Origin of the sequence: Paenarthrobacter sp. NPDC089714, from assembly GCF_044748905.1 — a bacterium.
GTDB lineage: Bacteria > Actinomycetota > Actinomycetes > Actinomycetales > Micrococcaceae > Arthrobacter.
In genome coordinates this window covers 297,410-312,290 of record NZ_JBIVGX010000001.1, presented here as the reverse complement: position 1 = coordinate 312,290, position 14,881 = coordinate 297,410, and the positions used below count along the sequence as shown (strand labels likewise).

The window sequence follows — 14,881 nt, the reverse complement described above, 5'->3', positions numbered from 1 at the left end:
GTTCTCCTCTGGAAAGTTTATACGGGTGCCGATCGGGCCCCATGCTCCAACCATTTTCCAGCATCCGACAGCGAGGTCGAAATTGGCTCGACCCCCAGGCCGTCCCGGAGCCTGTCCAAGCAGTAAGTCCGTTCGCGTCCCAACTGGCTCACGGCGTACCGCGTCAGCCGCGGCGGCCTGTTGGTTGCCAAGGCGGCTGTCTCCGAAACACGCGCCATGACCATAGCCCCGGCGAAGGGGATACAGCGGATCCGCACGTCTCCATGTCCGGTCACATCCAGTACCTGCCGCAGCACGTCACCGAGCTCCACCGGTTCCGCGTCAGCGACGTTGACGGCTCCCCGAAGCCCTGAGGTGCAGGCAGCGAGCGCGGCGCCGGTCAGGTTGCTGATGTGCGTGAGTTGGTGCCTCACCGCGGGGTGGCCAACACTCAGGAGTTGTCCCCCACGGATGTTACCGACGAGCCTCGGCAAGAGGGTACGGTCCCCTGGGCCATAGACACCGTGCGGCCGCAAGACCAGGGCATTGCCGTGCTTCCTGGCCTCGATGTCCGCGAGCGCCTTGCTGCGACCATAGGCGTTGAGGTGGCGTGTTGCAGGCTCCTCTTCGCGACGGTTGCGGCACGGCTCCCACCATGGGTAGACGCTTGAGCTTGAGATGTGCACCAGGCGTGTTCCCGCAAACGCCTCAGCCACCGCCCGTGTCCCCAGGACGTTGGTGCGGTGGAACTGCCCGGCGTCGCCCCAGTCAGCGACGAAGGCACCGGCATGGACGACGGCGTCTACATCCGGTAAGCGCGCCGGCGCAAGGCCGTCGAGATCCCAGTAAGAAAGGCCATCACCTGTGCGCCGGGCAAAGCGGACCACTTCCCAGCCCCGGGCTTCCGCGGCCTGGGCTACGGCTGCCCCGATGAATCCGGTAGCTCCCGTGACGGCGATTTTCATGCGTGGTCCACGGCAAGCGCAGTGTCAGCGAACTGCCGCCGAAGGGCCGCACGGTCAGGCTTCCTGTGGCGTCCGGCGACCGGGATGGTGTCCAGTAGTTCCACGCGGTCCGGAAGGGCGGATTCGTCGATCAGCCGGGGTAGGTCCTTCGCCAGCCGTGCCCGGAGGACCTCGGCGCTGTGGCCCGGCGCCGGCACCACGGCGAGCCACACGGACTCGTCGCCAATGGAGTCGGCCACGCCGATCATCACGGCCTGTTGCACGCCTTCCACGCCGGCGATCACTGGTTCATACAAGGCCGGATAGATGTTGGTCTTTCCTCGGATGATCATGTCCTTCTTCCGCCCGATCATCACCAACCGGGCCTGCCCACCCGGCCCGTCCTTTCCGTGGTCCAGGCGAACCAGGTCCCCCGTGGCGTGTTCCGCCATGGGTTTCTCGCCAAGGTAGCCGTGGCACATGTTGGGACCGTGGGCGAACAGTTCGTGGTCCTCCCCCACCCGGATGCCGACGGCGGGCAGCGGTTCCCCGAGGAAGTCTCCTTCACCGCTTCCATCAGCCGCAGTGAACTCGGCAGTGGTCCCCGCGGCGAAGGCAAGTTTTTCCGAGCCGTCGGCGATCGCTATGGGCAACAGTTCCGTCATGCCGTAGATGAGCTTGAAATCGACGCCCGGCAGCAAGTGCATGGCACGTTGAAGGAAAGGCGCCAGGACAGGAGCCGCACCCAGCATCACTGTCTTCAACGTAGCCGGAAGCCGGACAGAGCCGTCCTCCACGGCGTCCAGGATGGGCGCCAATTGCGAGGGAACAAGGAAGAGATGGGTTGCCGCGCCATAGCCGTCTCGTTTCCCAACAACCGGCCCCAGCTCGCGTGCCAACCGGAGGGGGTCGATGTGGGCGGAGAAGCCATAGGCCGGCATGGTCCAATGGGCACCGGCGATCAGGGCGGGAAGGCCCATCATGAGCTGCTCCGAATGGATCCGGTCGCCTTCCCCGAAGGTGCAGCGGCGGGTGAGTTGGCTGAAGCCCGCGGCAAGCGAACTCCGGGTGTGGACCACACCTTTGGGGGCTCCTGTGGTCCCCGAGGTGAAGATGATCACCGCTTCCTGTCCGGAATCGCCGGAGGGGAGTTCCGAGTCCGAGCCCGCCGGTATTCCGGGAGCCGTTACGGCCTGAGGCAACGGACGCCGCAACTTCCCCACCGCCGTGGCTCCGCCCGGAACTCCGGGTAGCCACGGTCCCGCGTAATAGTGCCGGACGTTCATGGCCCCGTAATCGGGAAGGAGCAGGCCCCGCCGACGGGCCAGTGGCCGCAGGGGACTTCTGGTGCTGAGCGCATACAGCAGCGATTCCGCGGCCGCCCAGCGGGGAGCGGCGAGTTCGGCCCGGTCGTGGAAGAGGGAAGGACCGATGCCTGGATCGATGAACACTACAGAGCCGCCGGCCCTGACGGCGCCCAAGGCGAGGATGAAGGCGGCGGGGCTTGGCCTGACGGAAAAGAGCATCCGCTCTCCGGAGCCAAAGCCCTGGTCCTGGAGCCGGGTGGAGGTCGCCTCGATTCCGGCCACAAGGTCGCGGTAGGTGATGGTCTTTCCGGGTTTTCCTTGGCTGCGCTTTCCGGGAGCCCGGCCGGGGGCCGTGATTGCAGGATGGTCCGGGACCTTCGCGGCTGCTGCATACACAGCCTCCACCAAATCCGTGTGCCCGTCAGCTTCCATTGGCCAACTCCAGTTTCTGGTAACCCGGGATCAGCACGCCCGTGCTGACCTTCCTGGACGGGATGGTCCAGGGCTTCTTGAGGTACCTGTCCAGCAGCACGTCCAGGGCAGCGTTGATCTCCGCCATGGCAAGCGGCATGCCGATGCAAAAGTGGGGACCGGCCCCGAACCACAACTGCCGGGCCTGCGGCGGCGTGGGCTGGTGGGGATCAAATCCTCCCAGGCTCTTCGCGGCATGCACGGTGGACAAGAGGATACGATCGCCGGTGCGGACTGCCTTTGCCCCGATGGCTCCGTCAACAACGACGTTCCGGAGCATCATGGGTGACGGCACGGTGTACCGCAAAGCCTCGTTGACCGCCGCAGGTAGGCCGGAACGATCGGCCGCGAGCGCAGAAACCCGTCCGGAATCGCTCAGCAAGGCCACCAACCGCGGCACGAAGGAAACCAGCGTCTCCGTCCCCACCATGACGAAGGCACTGATGATGCCCAAGGCTTCTTCCTCGGTCATGCCCAAGCTGCGAAGCCGGCCGGGGAACGTTCTGGGGTCATTCCCGTGGAAGGCCGCCCTCGCAGGACCGGCCAGAAGCTCGACGGCGGCACGCCCCTTGGCGGCCTGACGCGGCGTCAGGCTGGGGCGACCCAAGCGGACCAGCGAGGAAATCGAGGAACCGAGATTGAACAGTTCCCTGTCCGGCAAACGCCCAGGCGCGTCATCGGGCACGCCCAACAGCCGGGAGATGACTCCCCCGGCCAGCTCCTTAACGCAATCCACCAGGTCCACCCCGGCCCCGTTGTCCAGTCCCTGCTCCACACGGGAGAGGAAACTTTCCTTGGCCGGTTCCACCATGGCCGCGACGGAGCCCGGAGTGAAGAGGTCGGCCAGCTTCCGCCGCAGTTCACGGTGGTCCTTTCCGTCCATGTTGACCAGCGCCCGCGGACCCACCACCGGGGTCCACAAGCCACCCGAGGCCGAGGCTCCGTTCTTCACGAATCGCTCCCCGTCCATCAGCACACCACGGACCAGGGACGCTTCGCTGACCAAAACGCCCAGCCCTGGGAGACGAAGCACGGGACCCAACGCACCCAGCGAACGGACCAGCGGATAGAGCACCGGATGGGCGCCCAGCTGGACCCTGCGTTCCCAGCGCTCTGCTGCGATGACGGAACCCGTCATCGGATGTCTACGTGCTCGGGACGGTAGCGGTGGTCCGCATACCAGGCCAGGGTGTTTTTCAGCCCCCAAGCCTTCACCCGCCGGGAAGAGCCGTACACCACCACATCTCGGCGCAGCGCGTAGTTGCGGGTCAGTTTCCGTACTTGGTTGGACAGTGCCCGGTCCTCGTGCAGATCCTCGATGCGGGTCCTCGGAAAGCCTCCGGAACGGTGGTACATGTCGGAGGTGATGGCCATGTTGCAACCCGGCAGCATCTGGTAGGGACCCAGGTAGCCCTCTCCCTTGTTGCCGGGACGGATCCTGCCGAAGAACGACGCCACTTCAACAGCCAGCAGCATCATCCTCCGCTCTGCGGCCGTGATGCCCTCGTCATGCCGCGGTACAAGCTGCCCGGCGATGAGTTCAAGCCCCGCCTCGAATCCGGCCACGATGCGGGCCGTCCAGTCGCTCGCGGCGAGGCAGTCGGCGTCGGTCCGTGCCAGCCACGTGGCGCCGTGGTCAACGCCGAAGCGCATCCCGGTATCGGCGGCCGCGCCAGTGCCCTTCTCCGCCTCGTGCAGGAGGCGGATATCCATGCCGGGGTTCTCTGCGGCGAACGCCTCCACAATGCCGCAACTGCCGTCAGTGGAACCGTTATCCACCACCACAACCGTGAAGTTGGCCTCGACCTGGGCAGCGAGGGACTCCAAGGTCTGCCTGACCAGCTTCGCTTCGTTGAGCATGGGCACGGCGATGGACAAACGCCGGGTGGGAGCCAGGCTGCCCAGGGATCCGGACTGCGCTGTGTTCACAGCCGCACCACGGCCATTCCCAGGCTCACCCCGCCGGCCAAACCAACCAGTGCCACCACGTCACCCGGGCCGCAACGCCCTCCATCAATCGCTATTTTGAGCTGCAGCGGCAAGCTCACGGACGCGAGGTTGCCGAACTCCTCTACTGTGGGCACCAATTTGCCCTGCGGCACTCCTGCGCGCTCAGCAAAGATTTCCCGGTAGGGGGCGCTGACCTGGTGCACGCAGACAACAGCGAAGTCCTCCCATTTCATGCCCAGGCTCTCCAAGGTCTGGTCCAGCACTTCACAGCCAAGGTCCAGGAACGCGTCCTTGAGCTTCTCCCCATCCATGGTGAAGTAGGTGGCTTCGGGGTCACGGGGGAAGGCCGATCCGCCCCCGGCCAACGTCCCCACGGACCAGTGGCTGCTCTTGGCCGTGAACGCCATGGCGAGGATTCCCTCCGACCCCGCCTTCGCGGAACCGGTGCCCGCGGCGGGCGGGAGCGCGGCCTCGAGCAGCACGGCAGCACCGCCGTCGCTCATGGTGTACCCGGGGAAGCTGCCTGCGAACGTCTCGAAGTCCGGCACCGACCACCGTACAGCCCGTGACGGCGACTCGCCCGTGACCACCAGAACCCGCGCATAACGCCCGGCAGCGATCAGGGAGTCTGCCACCTCTACACCGTTCAGGAAGCTGTTGCAGGCGTTCTTGACGTCCATCACGGGGCATTGCAGCCCCAGTTTTGCGGCGACCATGTGGCCGGTAGCCGGCTCCACCATGTCCTGGCTGGCCGAGGCGAAGATCAGCAGGTCAACGTCCGGGGCCTGCAGCCCGCACCCTGCCAGAACCTTTGCCGCGGCGTTGGCGGCAAGATCGGAGGCCTGCTCGGACTCAGCCATGACGCTGCGTGTCCTGATCCCGGTGACCCGTCCAATGAGGCCTCTCGGTACGCGGAACCCGGGGCTTGACTCAGCGATGCGACGCTCGACGGCGGCCGTGTCCAGGCGAGCGGGTGGCAGGTAGACCTCCAGGCCCGCGATCCGGCTGTTCCCGGAAAAGACTCCATGCATGCGGTTCCCCCAAGATTGCCGCGGAAAAGGAAAAGGGTGTGTCCCGCACCAATCGTACGGGACACACCCTTTGCGTCCGGAGCCGTTTCACGGGCTATGTGGACAAACCTGCTTAGACGGCCTTCGCCGACTCGATAGCGGTGAGGACACGGTCGGTGACCTCGTCAATGCCGCCGATGCCGTCCACCTGCGTCAGGATGCCACGCTCGGCATACTTCGCAACAACGGCCTCGGTCTGCTCGTGGTACAGGTCAAGGCGGTGGCGGATGACGGCTTCATTGTCGTCAGAACGGCCGGTTTCCTTGGCGCGACCGAGAAGGCGCTGCACCAGTTCCTCGTCGTCGGCGGTCAGCTGGAGCACGACGTCGAGCTCCTGCTCGCCCTCGGCGAGGATGTGGTCCAGGTAGTCCACCTGGGCCGTGGTGCGCGGGTAGCCGTCAAGGAGGAACCCGTTCTCGACGTCGGATTCGCCCAGGCGGTCGCGGACCATCTTGTTGGTGACGCTGTCCGGAACGAAGTCCCCGGCGTCCATGTACTTCTTCGCCTCGATGCCCAAAGGTGTTTCGCCCTTGACGTTGGCCCGGAAGATGTCGCCGGTGGAGATGGCGACTACGCCAAGGCGCTCGGAAATCCGCTCAGCCTGCGTACCCTTGCCTGAACCCGGAGGTCCGATAATCAGCATTCTCGTCATCGCAAAAGCCCTTCGTAGTGACGTTGTTGTAGCTGCGCATCAATCTGCTTGACGGTTTCCAGGCCCACACCCACCATGATCAGGATTGACGTGCCACCGAACGGGAAGTTCTGGTTGGCGTTGATCAGGACGAGTGCAACCAGCGGAATCAGCGCCACGAAGCCCAGGTAAAGGGCTCCAGGCAGGGTGATCCTGGAAAGCACGTACTGCAGGTAGTCCGCGGTCGGTTTACCCGCCCGGATGCCCGGAATGAACCCGCCGTACTTCTTCATGTTGTCCGACACTTCTTCAGGGTTGAAGGTGATGGCCACGTAGAAGTAGGTGAAGAACACGATCATGGCGAAGTAGAGCGCCATGTAGATGGGGTGGTCGCCACGGGTGAGGTTGTTGTTGATCCACTCAATCCAGGGCGCCATCTGCTCCCCTGCCTTGGGCTGGTTGAACTGGGCAATCAGGCCGGGCAGGTAAAGCATGGAGGAAGCGAAGATGACGGGCACGACGCCGGCCATGTTCACCTTGACGGGAATGTAGGTGCTGGTTCCGCCAACCGTGCGGCGGCCGATCATGCGCTTCGCGTACTGCACCGGAACGCGCCGCTGCGACTGCTCCACGAAGACAACCAACGCCACAGTGACCAAGCCGATCGCCAGCACGATGAAGAACGTACCCGGACCCTTCGACTCCCAGATGGAGCCCAGGGAGCGCGGGAAGCCGGCTGCGATGGACGTGAAGATGAGCAGGGACATACCGTTGCCCACGCCCTTCTCCGTAACCAGTTCGCCCATCCACATGATGAGGCCGGTGCCGGCCGTCAGGGTGATGATGATGAGGATCGTGGTAACGATGCTGTCATCGGGAATGATCGGCAGGTTGCAGCCAGGCAACAATTGGCCCGAGCGGGCCAGCGACACCAAGGTGGTCGCGTTCAAGAGGCCCAGCGCGATGGTCAGGTACCGGGTGTACTGGGTGAGCTTCGACTGGCCGGACGAGCCTTCCTCATACAGTTGCTGGAACCGGGGAATGACCACCCGGAGCAGCTGCACGATGATGCTCGCCGTGATGTACGGCATGATGCCGAGCGCGAAGATGGATACCTGCAGCAAAGCACCGCCGCTGAACAGGTTCACCAGCTGGTAGATGCCCTGCGAGGTCTCACCGTTATTCAAGCATTGCTGGACATTCTGGTAGTTCACACCAGGCGAGGGGATGAAAGCTCCCAAGCGGAAGATTGTGATGATTCCCAGCGTGAACAACAACTTGCGTCGCAAATCGGGCGTCCGAAACGCCCGTCCGAATGCGCTGAGCAAGCGTCCTCCTGAGTTTAAGTACAAGGATGTGGATGGGCTCAATGAAACCCAACAACCGAGTCTAGCCGCTTGTGACGCCGTCGTAATAATCGAGAGTCCACAACCACGAAAAAAATCCCGGCATGCGGGGCCGAAGCCCCGCAAACCGGGATCCTTTCACAACGGGCTTTTGCCCCGCCGACTCTTAGAGAGCGGTGGTGCTTCCGCCTGCTGCAGCAATCTTTTCAGCCGCGCTGGAAGAGAATGCGTGGGCGGTGACGTCAACCTTGACGGTGATGTCGCCGGTGCCCAGCACCTTGACGGGCTGGTTCTTGCGAACGGCACCCTTCTCAACCAGGGACTCAACGGTGACAGCGCCACCTTCCGGGAACAGCTCGTTGAGCTTCTCCAGGTTCACAACCTGGAACTCAACCCGGAACGGGTTCTTGAAGCCGCGCAGCTTCGGCAGGCGCATGTGCAGCGGCAGCTGGCCGCCGGCAAAGCCAGCCTTTACCTGGTAGCGGGCCTTCGTACCCTTGGTACCGCGACCAGCGGTCTTACCCTTGGAGCCTTCACCACGACCAACACGGGTCTTGGCGGTCTTGGCACCCGGGGCGGGACGCAGGTGGTGGACCTTCAGAGCGTTCTGCTTCTCAGCAGCCTCTGCGGCGGTCTTGTTCTCTGCCATTACTTCGCCTCCTCAACATTCACGAGGTGCGGAACCGTGTTGAGCATGCCAACGGTCACGGCGTCGGCGTCACGGACAACGGTGTGTCCGATGCGCTTCAGGCCGAGGGACCGAAGGGTGTCGCGCTGGTTCTGCTTGGCGCCAATGACGCCCTTGATCTGGGTGATTTCCAACTTAGCGTCGGAAGGAGTCAGGTTCTTAGCCATGACTAGACACCTGCCTTCTGGTTCTGGAGCGCACGCACCAGAGCAACCGGAGCAACCTCGTCCAGCGGCAGGCCACGGCGGGCTGCCACGGAAGCGGGCTCTTCGAGCTGCTTAAGGGCGTCAACGGTCGCGTGAACGATGTTGATCGCGTTGGAGGAACCGAGCGACTTGGAGAGGATGTCGTGGATGCCCACGCACTCCAGTACTGCACGGACCGGACCACCGGCGATAACACCGGTACCAGCGGAAGCCGGACGCAGCAGGACAACGCCTGCAGCAGCTTCACCCTGCACGCGGTGCGGGATGGTGCTGCCAACGCGCGGTACGCGGAAGAAGGACTTCTTGGCCTCTTCAACGCCCTTGGCGATCGCTGCGGGAACTTCCTTGGCCTTGCCGTAGCCAACGCCAACCAGACCGTTGCCGTCACCGACGACGACGAGAGCGGTGAAGCTGAAGCGACGACCACCCTTGACGACCTTGGCAACGCGGTTGATGGTTACAACGCGCTCTACGAACTGGCTCTTCTCGGCCTCACGGCCGCCGTCGCGGCCACCACGGCCACCACGGTCGCCGCGGCCCTGGCCACGCTCGCCGCGCTCGCCACGACGTCCGCCGCGGCGGTCGTCGGTAGCGGCAGCGGTCTCAGTTGCTTCAGCAGCTGCAGCTTCAGTCACCTGAATGTCCTTTTCGTTGTTTTCAGCGGTCACAGTGCCAGCCCACCTTCGCGAGCACCGTCAGCGACGGCGGCGATGCGGCCGTGGTACTTGTTACCGCCACGGTCGAAGACAACAGCTTCGATGCCTGCAGCCTTGGCACGCTCGGCGACGAGTTCGCCAACGCGCTTGGCCTTGGCCGTCTTGTCACCGTCGAAAGCGCGGAGGTCGGCTTCGAGGGTGGAAGCCGAAGCTACGGTGACGCCCTTGCTGTCATCGACAACCTGGACGAACACGTGACGTGCCGAACGGTTGACGATCAGGCGGGGACGAACAGCCGTGCCCGTGATGCGCTTGCGGATACGAAGCTGGCGGCGGCTGCGTGCAGCAGACTTGCTCTTGTTCGAACGCTTCTTGTTAATTGCGATGGCCATGGTTTACTTACCAGCCTTTCCGACCTTGCGGCGGATGACTTCGCCGGCGTAACGGACACCCTTGCCCTTGTAGGGGTCGGGCTTGCGCAGCTTGCGAATGTTGGCAGCAACCTCGCCGACCTGCTGCTTGGAGATACCCGAAACAGAGAGCTTCGTGGGGCCCTCCACTGCGAAGGTGATGCCCTCGGGAGCCGAGACGTTGACCGGGTGGCTGTAGCCCAGAGCGAACTCCAGGTCAGCGCCCTTGGCCTGAACGCGGTAACCGGTACCGACGATTTCAAGCTTCTTCTCGTAGCCCTCGGTGACGCCCTGGATCATGTTGGCGATCAGGGTACGGGTCAGGCCGTGCAGCGAACGCGAGTTGCGCTCGTCGTTCGGGCGGGTGACCGTGAGGGTGTTCTCTTCGAGGGAAACCTCGATCGGGCTGGCAACAGTGTGGCTCAGCTCGCCCTTGGCACCCTTGACGCTGATGACGGAGCCATCAAGCTTGACCTCAACGCCGGCGGGAACGGTGATGGGGAGACGTCCAATACGTGACATTATTCTCTTCCTTTCCCGTTACCAGACGTAAGCGAGGACTTCGCCGCCCACGCCCTTCTTGCCGGCCTGCTTGTCAGTCAGGAGGCCGGAAGAGGTGGACAGGATTGCGATACCCAGGCCACCCAGCACGTGAGGCAGGTTGGTGGACTTCGCGTAAACGCGGAGACCCGGCTTGGAGATGCGGCGGACACCAGCGATCGAACGCTCGCGGTTCGGACCGAACTTGAGGTCGATGGTCAGCTTCTTGCCAACTTCGGCTTCCTCTTCCTTCCAGCCGGCGATGAAGCCTTCTGCCTTCAGGATGTCGGCAACGCGTGCCTTCAGCTTGCTGTACGGCATGGTCACGGAGTCGTGGTATGCCGAGTTTGCATTGCGCAGACGCGTGAGCATGTCTGCGACAGGATCTGTCATAGTCATTTGGGCTATAGCCCTTCCTCGTAATGGTTTCCGCGGCGCTTGCTCTCATGAGCCTGCGCTGCCGGACCTGTTACGTAGTTAGTTTTCAGTCTTGAACGGGAAACCAAGCGCCTTGAGCAGCGCGCGGCCTTCGTCGTCGGTCTTGGCGGTGGTGACGACCGTGATGTCCATACCGCGAACGCGGTCGATGGAGTCCTGGTCGATTTCGTGGAACATAACCTGCTCGGTCAGACCGAAGGTGTAGTTGCCGTTGCCATCGAACTGCTTGCCGTTGAGGCCGCGGAAGTCACGGATACGCGGCAGTGCCAGCGATACCAGACGGTCCACGAATTCCCACATGCGGTCGCCACGCAGGGTTGCGTGTGCACCGATCGGCATGCCTTCGCGCAGCTTGAACTGTGCGATCGACTTGCGGGCCTTGGTTACCTGCGGCTTCTGGCCGGTGATCAGGGTGAGGTCGCGGACAGCGCCGTCGATCAGCTTGGAGTCCTTGGCGGCATCTCCAACACCCATGTTCACAACAACCTTCACCAGGCGGGGAACCTGGTTCACGTTCGCGTAGTTGAACTCGTCCTGCAGGGACTTCTTGATGGTCTCTGCGTACTTCGTCTTCAGACGCGGAACGATCTTCACTGGAGTCTCGAGAGTCTCAGTCATTAGATGTCCTTCCCGGTGGCCTTGGACACGCGGATACGAACGGTCTTGGTGCGGCCGTCCTTCTCAACGGTGTCGAGACGGAAACCAACGCGGGTCGGCTTCTTGGTCGACGGGTCTACCAGAGCAACGTTGGACACGTGGATCGGGGCTTCAACAACCTCGATGCCGCCGGTCTTGGTGCCGCGCTGGGACTGACCAACCTTGGTGTGCTTGGTGACGCGGTTGATGCCCTCGACCAACACGCGGTTGGTGTCCGGGAATACGCGCAGGACCTTGCCCTGCTTGCCGCGGTCGCCGCCGCGTTCCTGCTTGGCGCCGGTGATGACCTGAACCAGGTCACCCTTCTTGATCTTAGCCATGGACTAAAGCACCTCCGGGGCCAGCGAAACGATCTTCATGAACTTCTTGTCGCGAAGTTCACGACCAACCGGGCCGAAGATACGGGTACCGCGGGGGTCACCGTCGTTCTTCAGGATCACAGCTGCGTTCTCGTCAAACTTGATGTAGGAACCATCCGCACGGCGGCGTTCCTTCTTGGTACGAACGATGACAGCCTTGACGACGTCACCCTTCTTTACGTTGCCGCCAGGGATAGCGTCCTTGACGGTTGCGACGATGACGTCGCCAATGCCTGCGTAGCGACGGCCGGATCCACCGAGAACGCGAATGGTAAGGATTTCCTTAGCACCCGTGTTGTCGGCGACCTTGAGTCGCGACTCCTGCTGAATCAATTTTTACTCCTTGCGTCGCGCCGGTTCTCAGACCGAAATCATGCATACGGAATGAGCCTTGCGGAACGGTTGATCGGGGTGTCTCTGGACCTGCCTGGATTTTGCCAGAACAGGCCTAAACGCCCGTGCCACAAGCATCAGCTTCCCTTGCAGGAAAACCCTGCGCGGGGCAGTATGCAGTGGCACGATTGTTTACGAGGTGGTTGATGACGCACAAATGGCGCCATACAAACTCAAAATCCTAGCATGCTTTGAGGCCATACCATAACTGGCAGGAAAAGCGGAAGGGCCCGCGCTCCGTAAGGAACGCGGGCCCTTCCTGTAAGCCCGGCCGGGCATGCCCGGCGTCGGATTTACTTGGCCTTTTCGAGGATCTCCACCAGGCGGAACCGCTTGGTAGCGGACAGCGGGCGGGTCTCGGCGATCAGAACGAGGTCGCCGATGCCGGCGGTGTTCTGCTCGTCGTGAGCCTTGATCTTCGAGGTGCGGCGAATAACCTTGCCGTACAGAGCGTGCTTCACGCGGTCTTCAACCTCAACAACGATGGTCTTTTCCATCTTGTCGGAGACTACGTAGCCGCGACGCGTCTTACGGTAACCGCGCTGTTCAGCGCTGGCTGCTGCTTCCGTCACGTTTTCCTTCTCGCTCACTTGGCGTCCTCTCCAGCTTCAACCTCGGCAGCTTCTGCCTTGGCAGCCTTCTTGGACTTCTTTTCTTCCTTGGCTTCCACAACCGGTGCGGCAACCTCGGCACGAATGCCCAGCTCGCGCTCACGAAGAACGGTGTAGATGCGTGCGATGTCCTTCTTTACCGCGCGCAGACGACCGTGGTTCTCCAGCTGACCGGTGGCGGACTGGAAACGCAGGTTGAACAGCTCTTCCTTGGACTTGCGGAGTTCTTCAACGAGACGCTCGTTGTCGAAACCGTCCAGCTGTGCGGGTGCGAGATCCTTCGACCCTACTGCCATTTCTATTCACCACCTTCGCGACGCACAATGCGTGCCTTCAACGGGAGCTTGTGGATTGCCAGGCGCAGGGCCTCGCGAGCTACCTCTTCATTGACACCGGAGAGTTCGAAGAGAACCCGGCCCGGCTTGACGTTTGCGACCCACCATTCCGGGGAACCCTTACCGGAACCCATACGGGTTTCGGCAGGCTTCTTGGTCAGCGGACGGTCCGGGTAGATGTTGATCCAGACCTTACCGCCACGCTTGATGTGGCGGGTCATCGCGATACGGGCGGACTCGATCTGACGGTTGGTGACGTATGCCGGGCTCAGGGCCTGGATGCCGTACTCACCGAAAGTGACCTTGGTGCCACCCGTAGCAGCGCCGGAACGACCCGGGTGGTGCTGCTTACGGTGCTTGACTCGACGTGGGATAAGCATTTAAGCCTGTCCTCCTTCTGCTGCCGGAGCAGCAGCTTCAGCGGCCGGTGCTTCAACGGCAGCGGGTGCTGCCTCAGCTGCCGGACGGTCGTTACGACGACGGCGGTCGCCACCCGGGCGGCCCGGACGGTCTCCTCCACGGCCACGGGACGGAGCAGCAGCTGCCTGCTGTGCCAGTTCCTTGGCGGTGACGTCACCCTTGTAGATCCAAACCTTCACACCAATGCGGCCGAAGGTGGTCTTGGCTTCGTAGAAGCCATAGTCGATGTTCGCGCGGAGGGTGTGCAGGGGCACACGGCCTTCGCGGTAGAACTCCGAGCGGGACATTTCTGCGCCACCCAGACGGCCGGAGCAAGCAACACGGATACCCTTGGCACCTGCGCGCTGTGCGGACTGCATGGCCTTCTTCATCGCACGGCGGAAAGCCACGCGGGAAGTCAGCTGCTCTGCGATGCCCTGGGCAACGAGCTGTGCTTCGATCTCCGGGTTCTTGACCTCGAGGATGTTCAGCTGGACCTGCTTGCCGGTGAGCTTTTCGAGCTCGCCGCGGATACGGTCTGCTTCAGCGCCGCGGCGGCCGATGACGATGCCCGGACGTGCCGTGTGGATGTCCACGCGGACACGGTCGCGGGTGCGCTCGATCTCGACCTTGGCGATGCCGGCGCGCTCCATGCCCGTGGACATGAGCTGACGGATCTTGATGTCCTCGCGGACGAAGTCCTTGTAGCGCTGGCCCGGCTTGTTGCTGTCAGCAAACCAGTGCGAAACGTGGTCGCTGGTGATGCCGAGTCGGAACCCGTGCGGGTTTACTTTCTGTCCCACTTAGCGAGCCTCCTCTTTCTCCGGGGTTGCGACGACCACGGTGATGTGGCTGGTCCGCTTCTTGATGCGGTAGGCGCGGCCCTGGGCACGCGGCTGGAACCGCTTCATGGTCGGGCCCTCATCAACGAATGCTTCGCTGATGAAGAGGTCACTGTCGTCGAATGCAACGCCGTCACGGTCCGCGAGGACGCGTGCGTTGGCCATTGCCGACTGAAGTACCTTGAATACCGGCTCCGAAGCTGCCTGGGGGGCAAACTTCAGAATTGCCAGAGCCTCATTCGCTTGCTTGCCACGAACAAGGTTGACGACGCGCCGGGCCTTCATAGGCGTTACGCGGATGTGACGCGCAATTGCCTTGGCTTCCATTGCTTTCCTTCTCTCGTCTAAGACGTAAGGTCAGGCGCCTTAGCGGCGCTTGCCCTTACGGTCGTCCTTAACATGGCCGCGGAATGTCCGCGTAGGAGCGAATTCGCCGAGCTTGTGCCCGACCATCGACTCAGTGACAAACACCGGGATGTGCTTGCGTCCGTCGTGTACGGCGATCGTGTGCCCGAGCATGTCGGGGATGATCATCGAACGGCGGGACCAGGTCTTGATGACGTTCTTGGTGCCCTTATCGTTTTCCCGTGCGACCTTCACAAAGAGGTGCTGGTCAACGAAAGGACCTTTTTTCAGGCTGCGTGGCATG

General features: G+C 62.8%; 22 protein-coding genes. All 22 read right to left on the bottom strand.

Going from position 1 to position 14,881, the window contains the following annotated elements:
* Positions 1 to 17 precede the first annotated feature (17 nt).
* The gene (locus ACIPY3_RS01410) at positions 18 to 944 is read right to left on the bottom strand and encodes an NAD-dependent epimerase/dehydratase family protein (protein ID WP_400329142.1); all 927 of its coding nucleotides are present in this window, start codon (positions 942 to 944) and stop codon (positions 18 to 20) included.
* Positions 941 to 2,662 (bottom strand): class I adenylate-forming enzyme family protein, encoded by a 1,722-nt coding sequence (locus ACIPY3_RS01405; RefSeq protein WP_400329139.1) that lies wholly within the window; start codon positions 2,660 to 2,662, stop codon positions 941 to 943. Before ACIPY3_RS01405 ends, ACIPY3_RS01410 begins: the two co-directional genes overlap by 4 nt.
* The gene (locus tag ACIPY3_RS01400) at positions 2,652 to 3,839 is read right to left on the bottom strand and encodes a cytochrome P450 (protein ID WP_400329136.1); all 1,188 of its coding nucleotides are present in this window, start codon (positions 3,837 to 3,839) and stop codon (positions 2,652 to 2,654) included. Before ACIPY3_RS01400 ends, ACIPY3_RS01405 begins: the two co-directional genes overlap by 11 nt.
* A complete protein-coding gene (locus ACIPY3_RS01395; RefSeq protein WP_400329133.1) occupies positions 3,836 to 4,630 on the bottom strand; it encodes a glycosyltransferase family 2 protein in 795 nt (264 codons plus the stop codon). The genes ACIPY3_RS01400 and ACIPY3_RS01395 overlap by 4 nt, the downstream gene beginning before the upstream one ends.
* Positions 4,627 to 5,682, bottom strand: coding sequence for a 3-oxoacyl-ACP synthase III family protein (locus ACIPY3_RS01390; RefSeq protein WP_400329130.1), 1,056 nt, complete (start codon positions 5,680 to 5,682; stop codon positions 4,627 to 4,629). Before ACIPY3_RS01390 ends, ACIPY3_RS01395 begins: the two co-directional genes overlap by 4 nt.
* A 112-nt stretch (positions 5,683 to 5,794) precedes the next feature.
* On the bottom strand, positions 5,795 to 6,364 hold the full coding sequence (locus ACIPY3_RS01385) for an adenylate kinase (RefSeq protein ID WP_397325868.1): 570 nt from the start codon (positions 6,362 to 6,364) through the stop codon (positions 5,795 to 5,797).
* A gap of 5 nt (positions 6,365 to 6,369) precedes the next feature.
* The gene (secY, locus tag ACIPY3_RS01380; protein ID WP_400329127.1) at positions 6,370 to 7,680 is read right to left on the bottom strand and encodes a preprotein translocase subunit SecY; all 1,311 of its coding nucleotides are present in this window, start codon (positions 7,678 to 7,680) and stop codon (positions 6,370 to 6,372) included.
* Between the two features lie 184 nt (positions 7,681 to 7,864).
* Positions 7,865 to 8,347: a 50S ribosomal protein L15 gene (rplO, locus tag ACIPY3_RS01375; RefSeq protein WP_347108065.1), complete on the bottom strand. Its 483-nt coding sequence runs from the start codon at positions 8,345 to 8,347 to the stop codon at positions 7,865 to 7,867.
* Entirely contained in the window at positions 8,347 to 8,553 is a 207-nt protein-coding gene (gene rpmD, locus ACIPY3_RS01370; protein WP_347108066.1) for a 50S ribosomal protein L30, read from the bottom strand. The genes rplO and rpmD overlap by 1 nt, the downstream gene beginning before the upstream one ends.
* Before the next feature lie 2 nt (positions 8,554 to 8,555).
* Positions 8,556 to 9,227, bottom strand: coding sequence for a 30S ribosomal protein S5 (rpsE, locus tag ACIPY3_RS01365; RefSeq protein ID WP_397325846.1), 672 nt, complete (start codon positions 9,225 to 9,227; stop codon positions 8,556 to 8,558).
* 29 nt (positions 9,228 to 9,256) lie between these two features.
* Complete coding sequence (gene rplR, locus ACIPY3_RS01360) at positions 9,257 to 9,640, bottom strand: 50S ribosomal protein L18 (RefSeq protein WP_397325847.1); 384 nt, start codon at positions 9,638 to 9,640, stop codon at positions 9,257 to 9,259.
* Positions 9,641 to 9,643: 3 nt separating this feature from the next.
* Positions 9,644 to 10,180: a 50S ribosomal protein L6 gene (rplF, locus tag ACIPY3_RS01355; protein ID WP_347108069.1), complete on the bottom strand. Its 537-nt coding sequence runs from the start codon at positions 10,178 to 10,180 to the stop codon at positions 9,644 to 9,646.
* 18 nt (positions 10,181 to 10,198) lie between these two features.
* Complete coding sequence (rpsH, locus tag ACIPY3_RS01350; RefSeq protein WP_397325848.1) at positions 10,199 to 10,597, bottom strand: 30S ribosomal protein S8; 399 nt, start codon at positions 10,595 to 10,597, stop codon at positions 10,199 to 10,201.
* Positions 10,598 to 10,675: 78 nt separating this feature from the next.
* The gene (gene rplE, locus ACIPY3_RS01345) at positions 10,676 to 11,254 is read right to left on the bottom strand and encodes a 50S ribosomal protein L5 (RefSeq protein ID WP_144659421.1); all 579 of its coding nucleotides are present in this window, start codon (positions 11,252 to 11,254) and stop codon (positions 10,676 to 10,678) included.
* Complete coding sequence (rplX, locus tag ACIPY3_RS01340) at positions 11,254 to 11,613, bottom strand: 50S ribosomal protein L24 (protein ID WP_144659420.1); 360 nt, start codon at positions 11,611 to 11,613, stop codon at positions 11,254 to 11,256. Before rplX ends, rplE begins: the two co-directional genes overlap by 1 nt.
* A gap of 3 nt (positions 11,614 to 11,616) precedes the next feature.
* Complete coding sequence (gene rplN, locus ACIPY3_RS01335) at positions 11,617 to 11,985, bottom strand: 50S ribosomal protein L14 (RefSeq protein ID WP_003803789.1); 369 nt, start codon at positions 11,983 to 11,985, stop codon at positions 11,617 to 11,619.
* 353 nt (positions 11,986 to 12,338) lie between these two features.
* The gene (rpsQ, locus tag ACIPY3_RS01330; protein WP_144659419.1) at positions 12,339 to 12,635 is read right to left on the bottom strand and encodes a 30S ribosomal protein S17; all 297 of its coding nucleotides are present in this window, start codon (positions 12,633 to 12,635) and stop codon (positions 12,339 to 12,341) included.
* A complete protein-coding gene (gene rpmC, locus ACIPY3_RS01325) occupies positions 12,632 to 12,952 on the bottom strand; it encodes a 50S ribosomal protein L29 (protein WP_347108074.1) in 321 nt (106 codons plus the stop codon). Before rpmC ends, rpsQ begins: the two co-directional genes overlap by 4 nt.
* A gap of 2 nt (positions 12,953 to 12,954) precedes the next feature.
* Complete coding sequence (gene rplP, locus ACIPY3_RS01320) at positions 12,955 to 13,371, bottom strand: 50S ribosomal protein L16 (protein ID WP_021472412.1); 417 nt, start codon at positions 13,369 to 13,371, stop codon at positions 12,955 to 12,957.
* The gene (gene rpsC, locus ACIPY3_RS01315) at positions 13,372 to 14,193 is read right to left on the bottom strand and encodes a 30S ribosomal protein S3 (RefSeq protein WP_387435059.1); all 822 of its coding nucleotides are present in this window, start codon (positions 14,191 to 14,193) and stop codon (positions 13,372 to 13,374) included.
* Positions 14,194 to 14,559, bottom strand: a complete 366-nt coding sequence (gene rplV / locus ACIPY3_RS01310; RefSeq protein ID WP_021472410.1) for a 50S ribosomal protein L22 — start codon at positions 14,557 to 14,559, stop codon at positions 14,194 to 14,196. It lies immediately after the preceding gene.
* A 39-nt stretch (positions 14,560 to 14,598) separates the two neighbouring features.
* Positions 14,599 to 14,880: a 30S ribosomal protein S19 gene (gene rpsS / locus ACIPY3_RS01305; protein ID WP_011775591.1), complete on the bottom strand. Its 282-nt coding sequence runs from the start codon at positions 14,878 to 14,880 to the stop codon at positions 14,599 to 14,601.
* Position 14,881 lies beyond the last annotated feature (1 nt).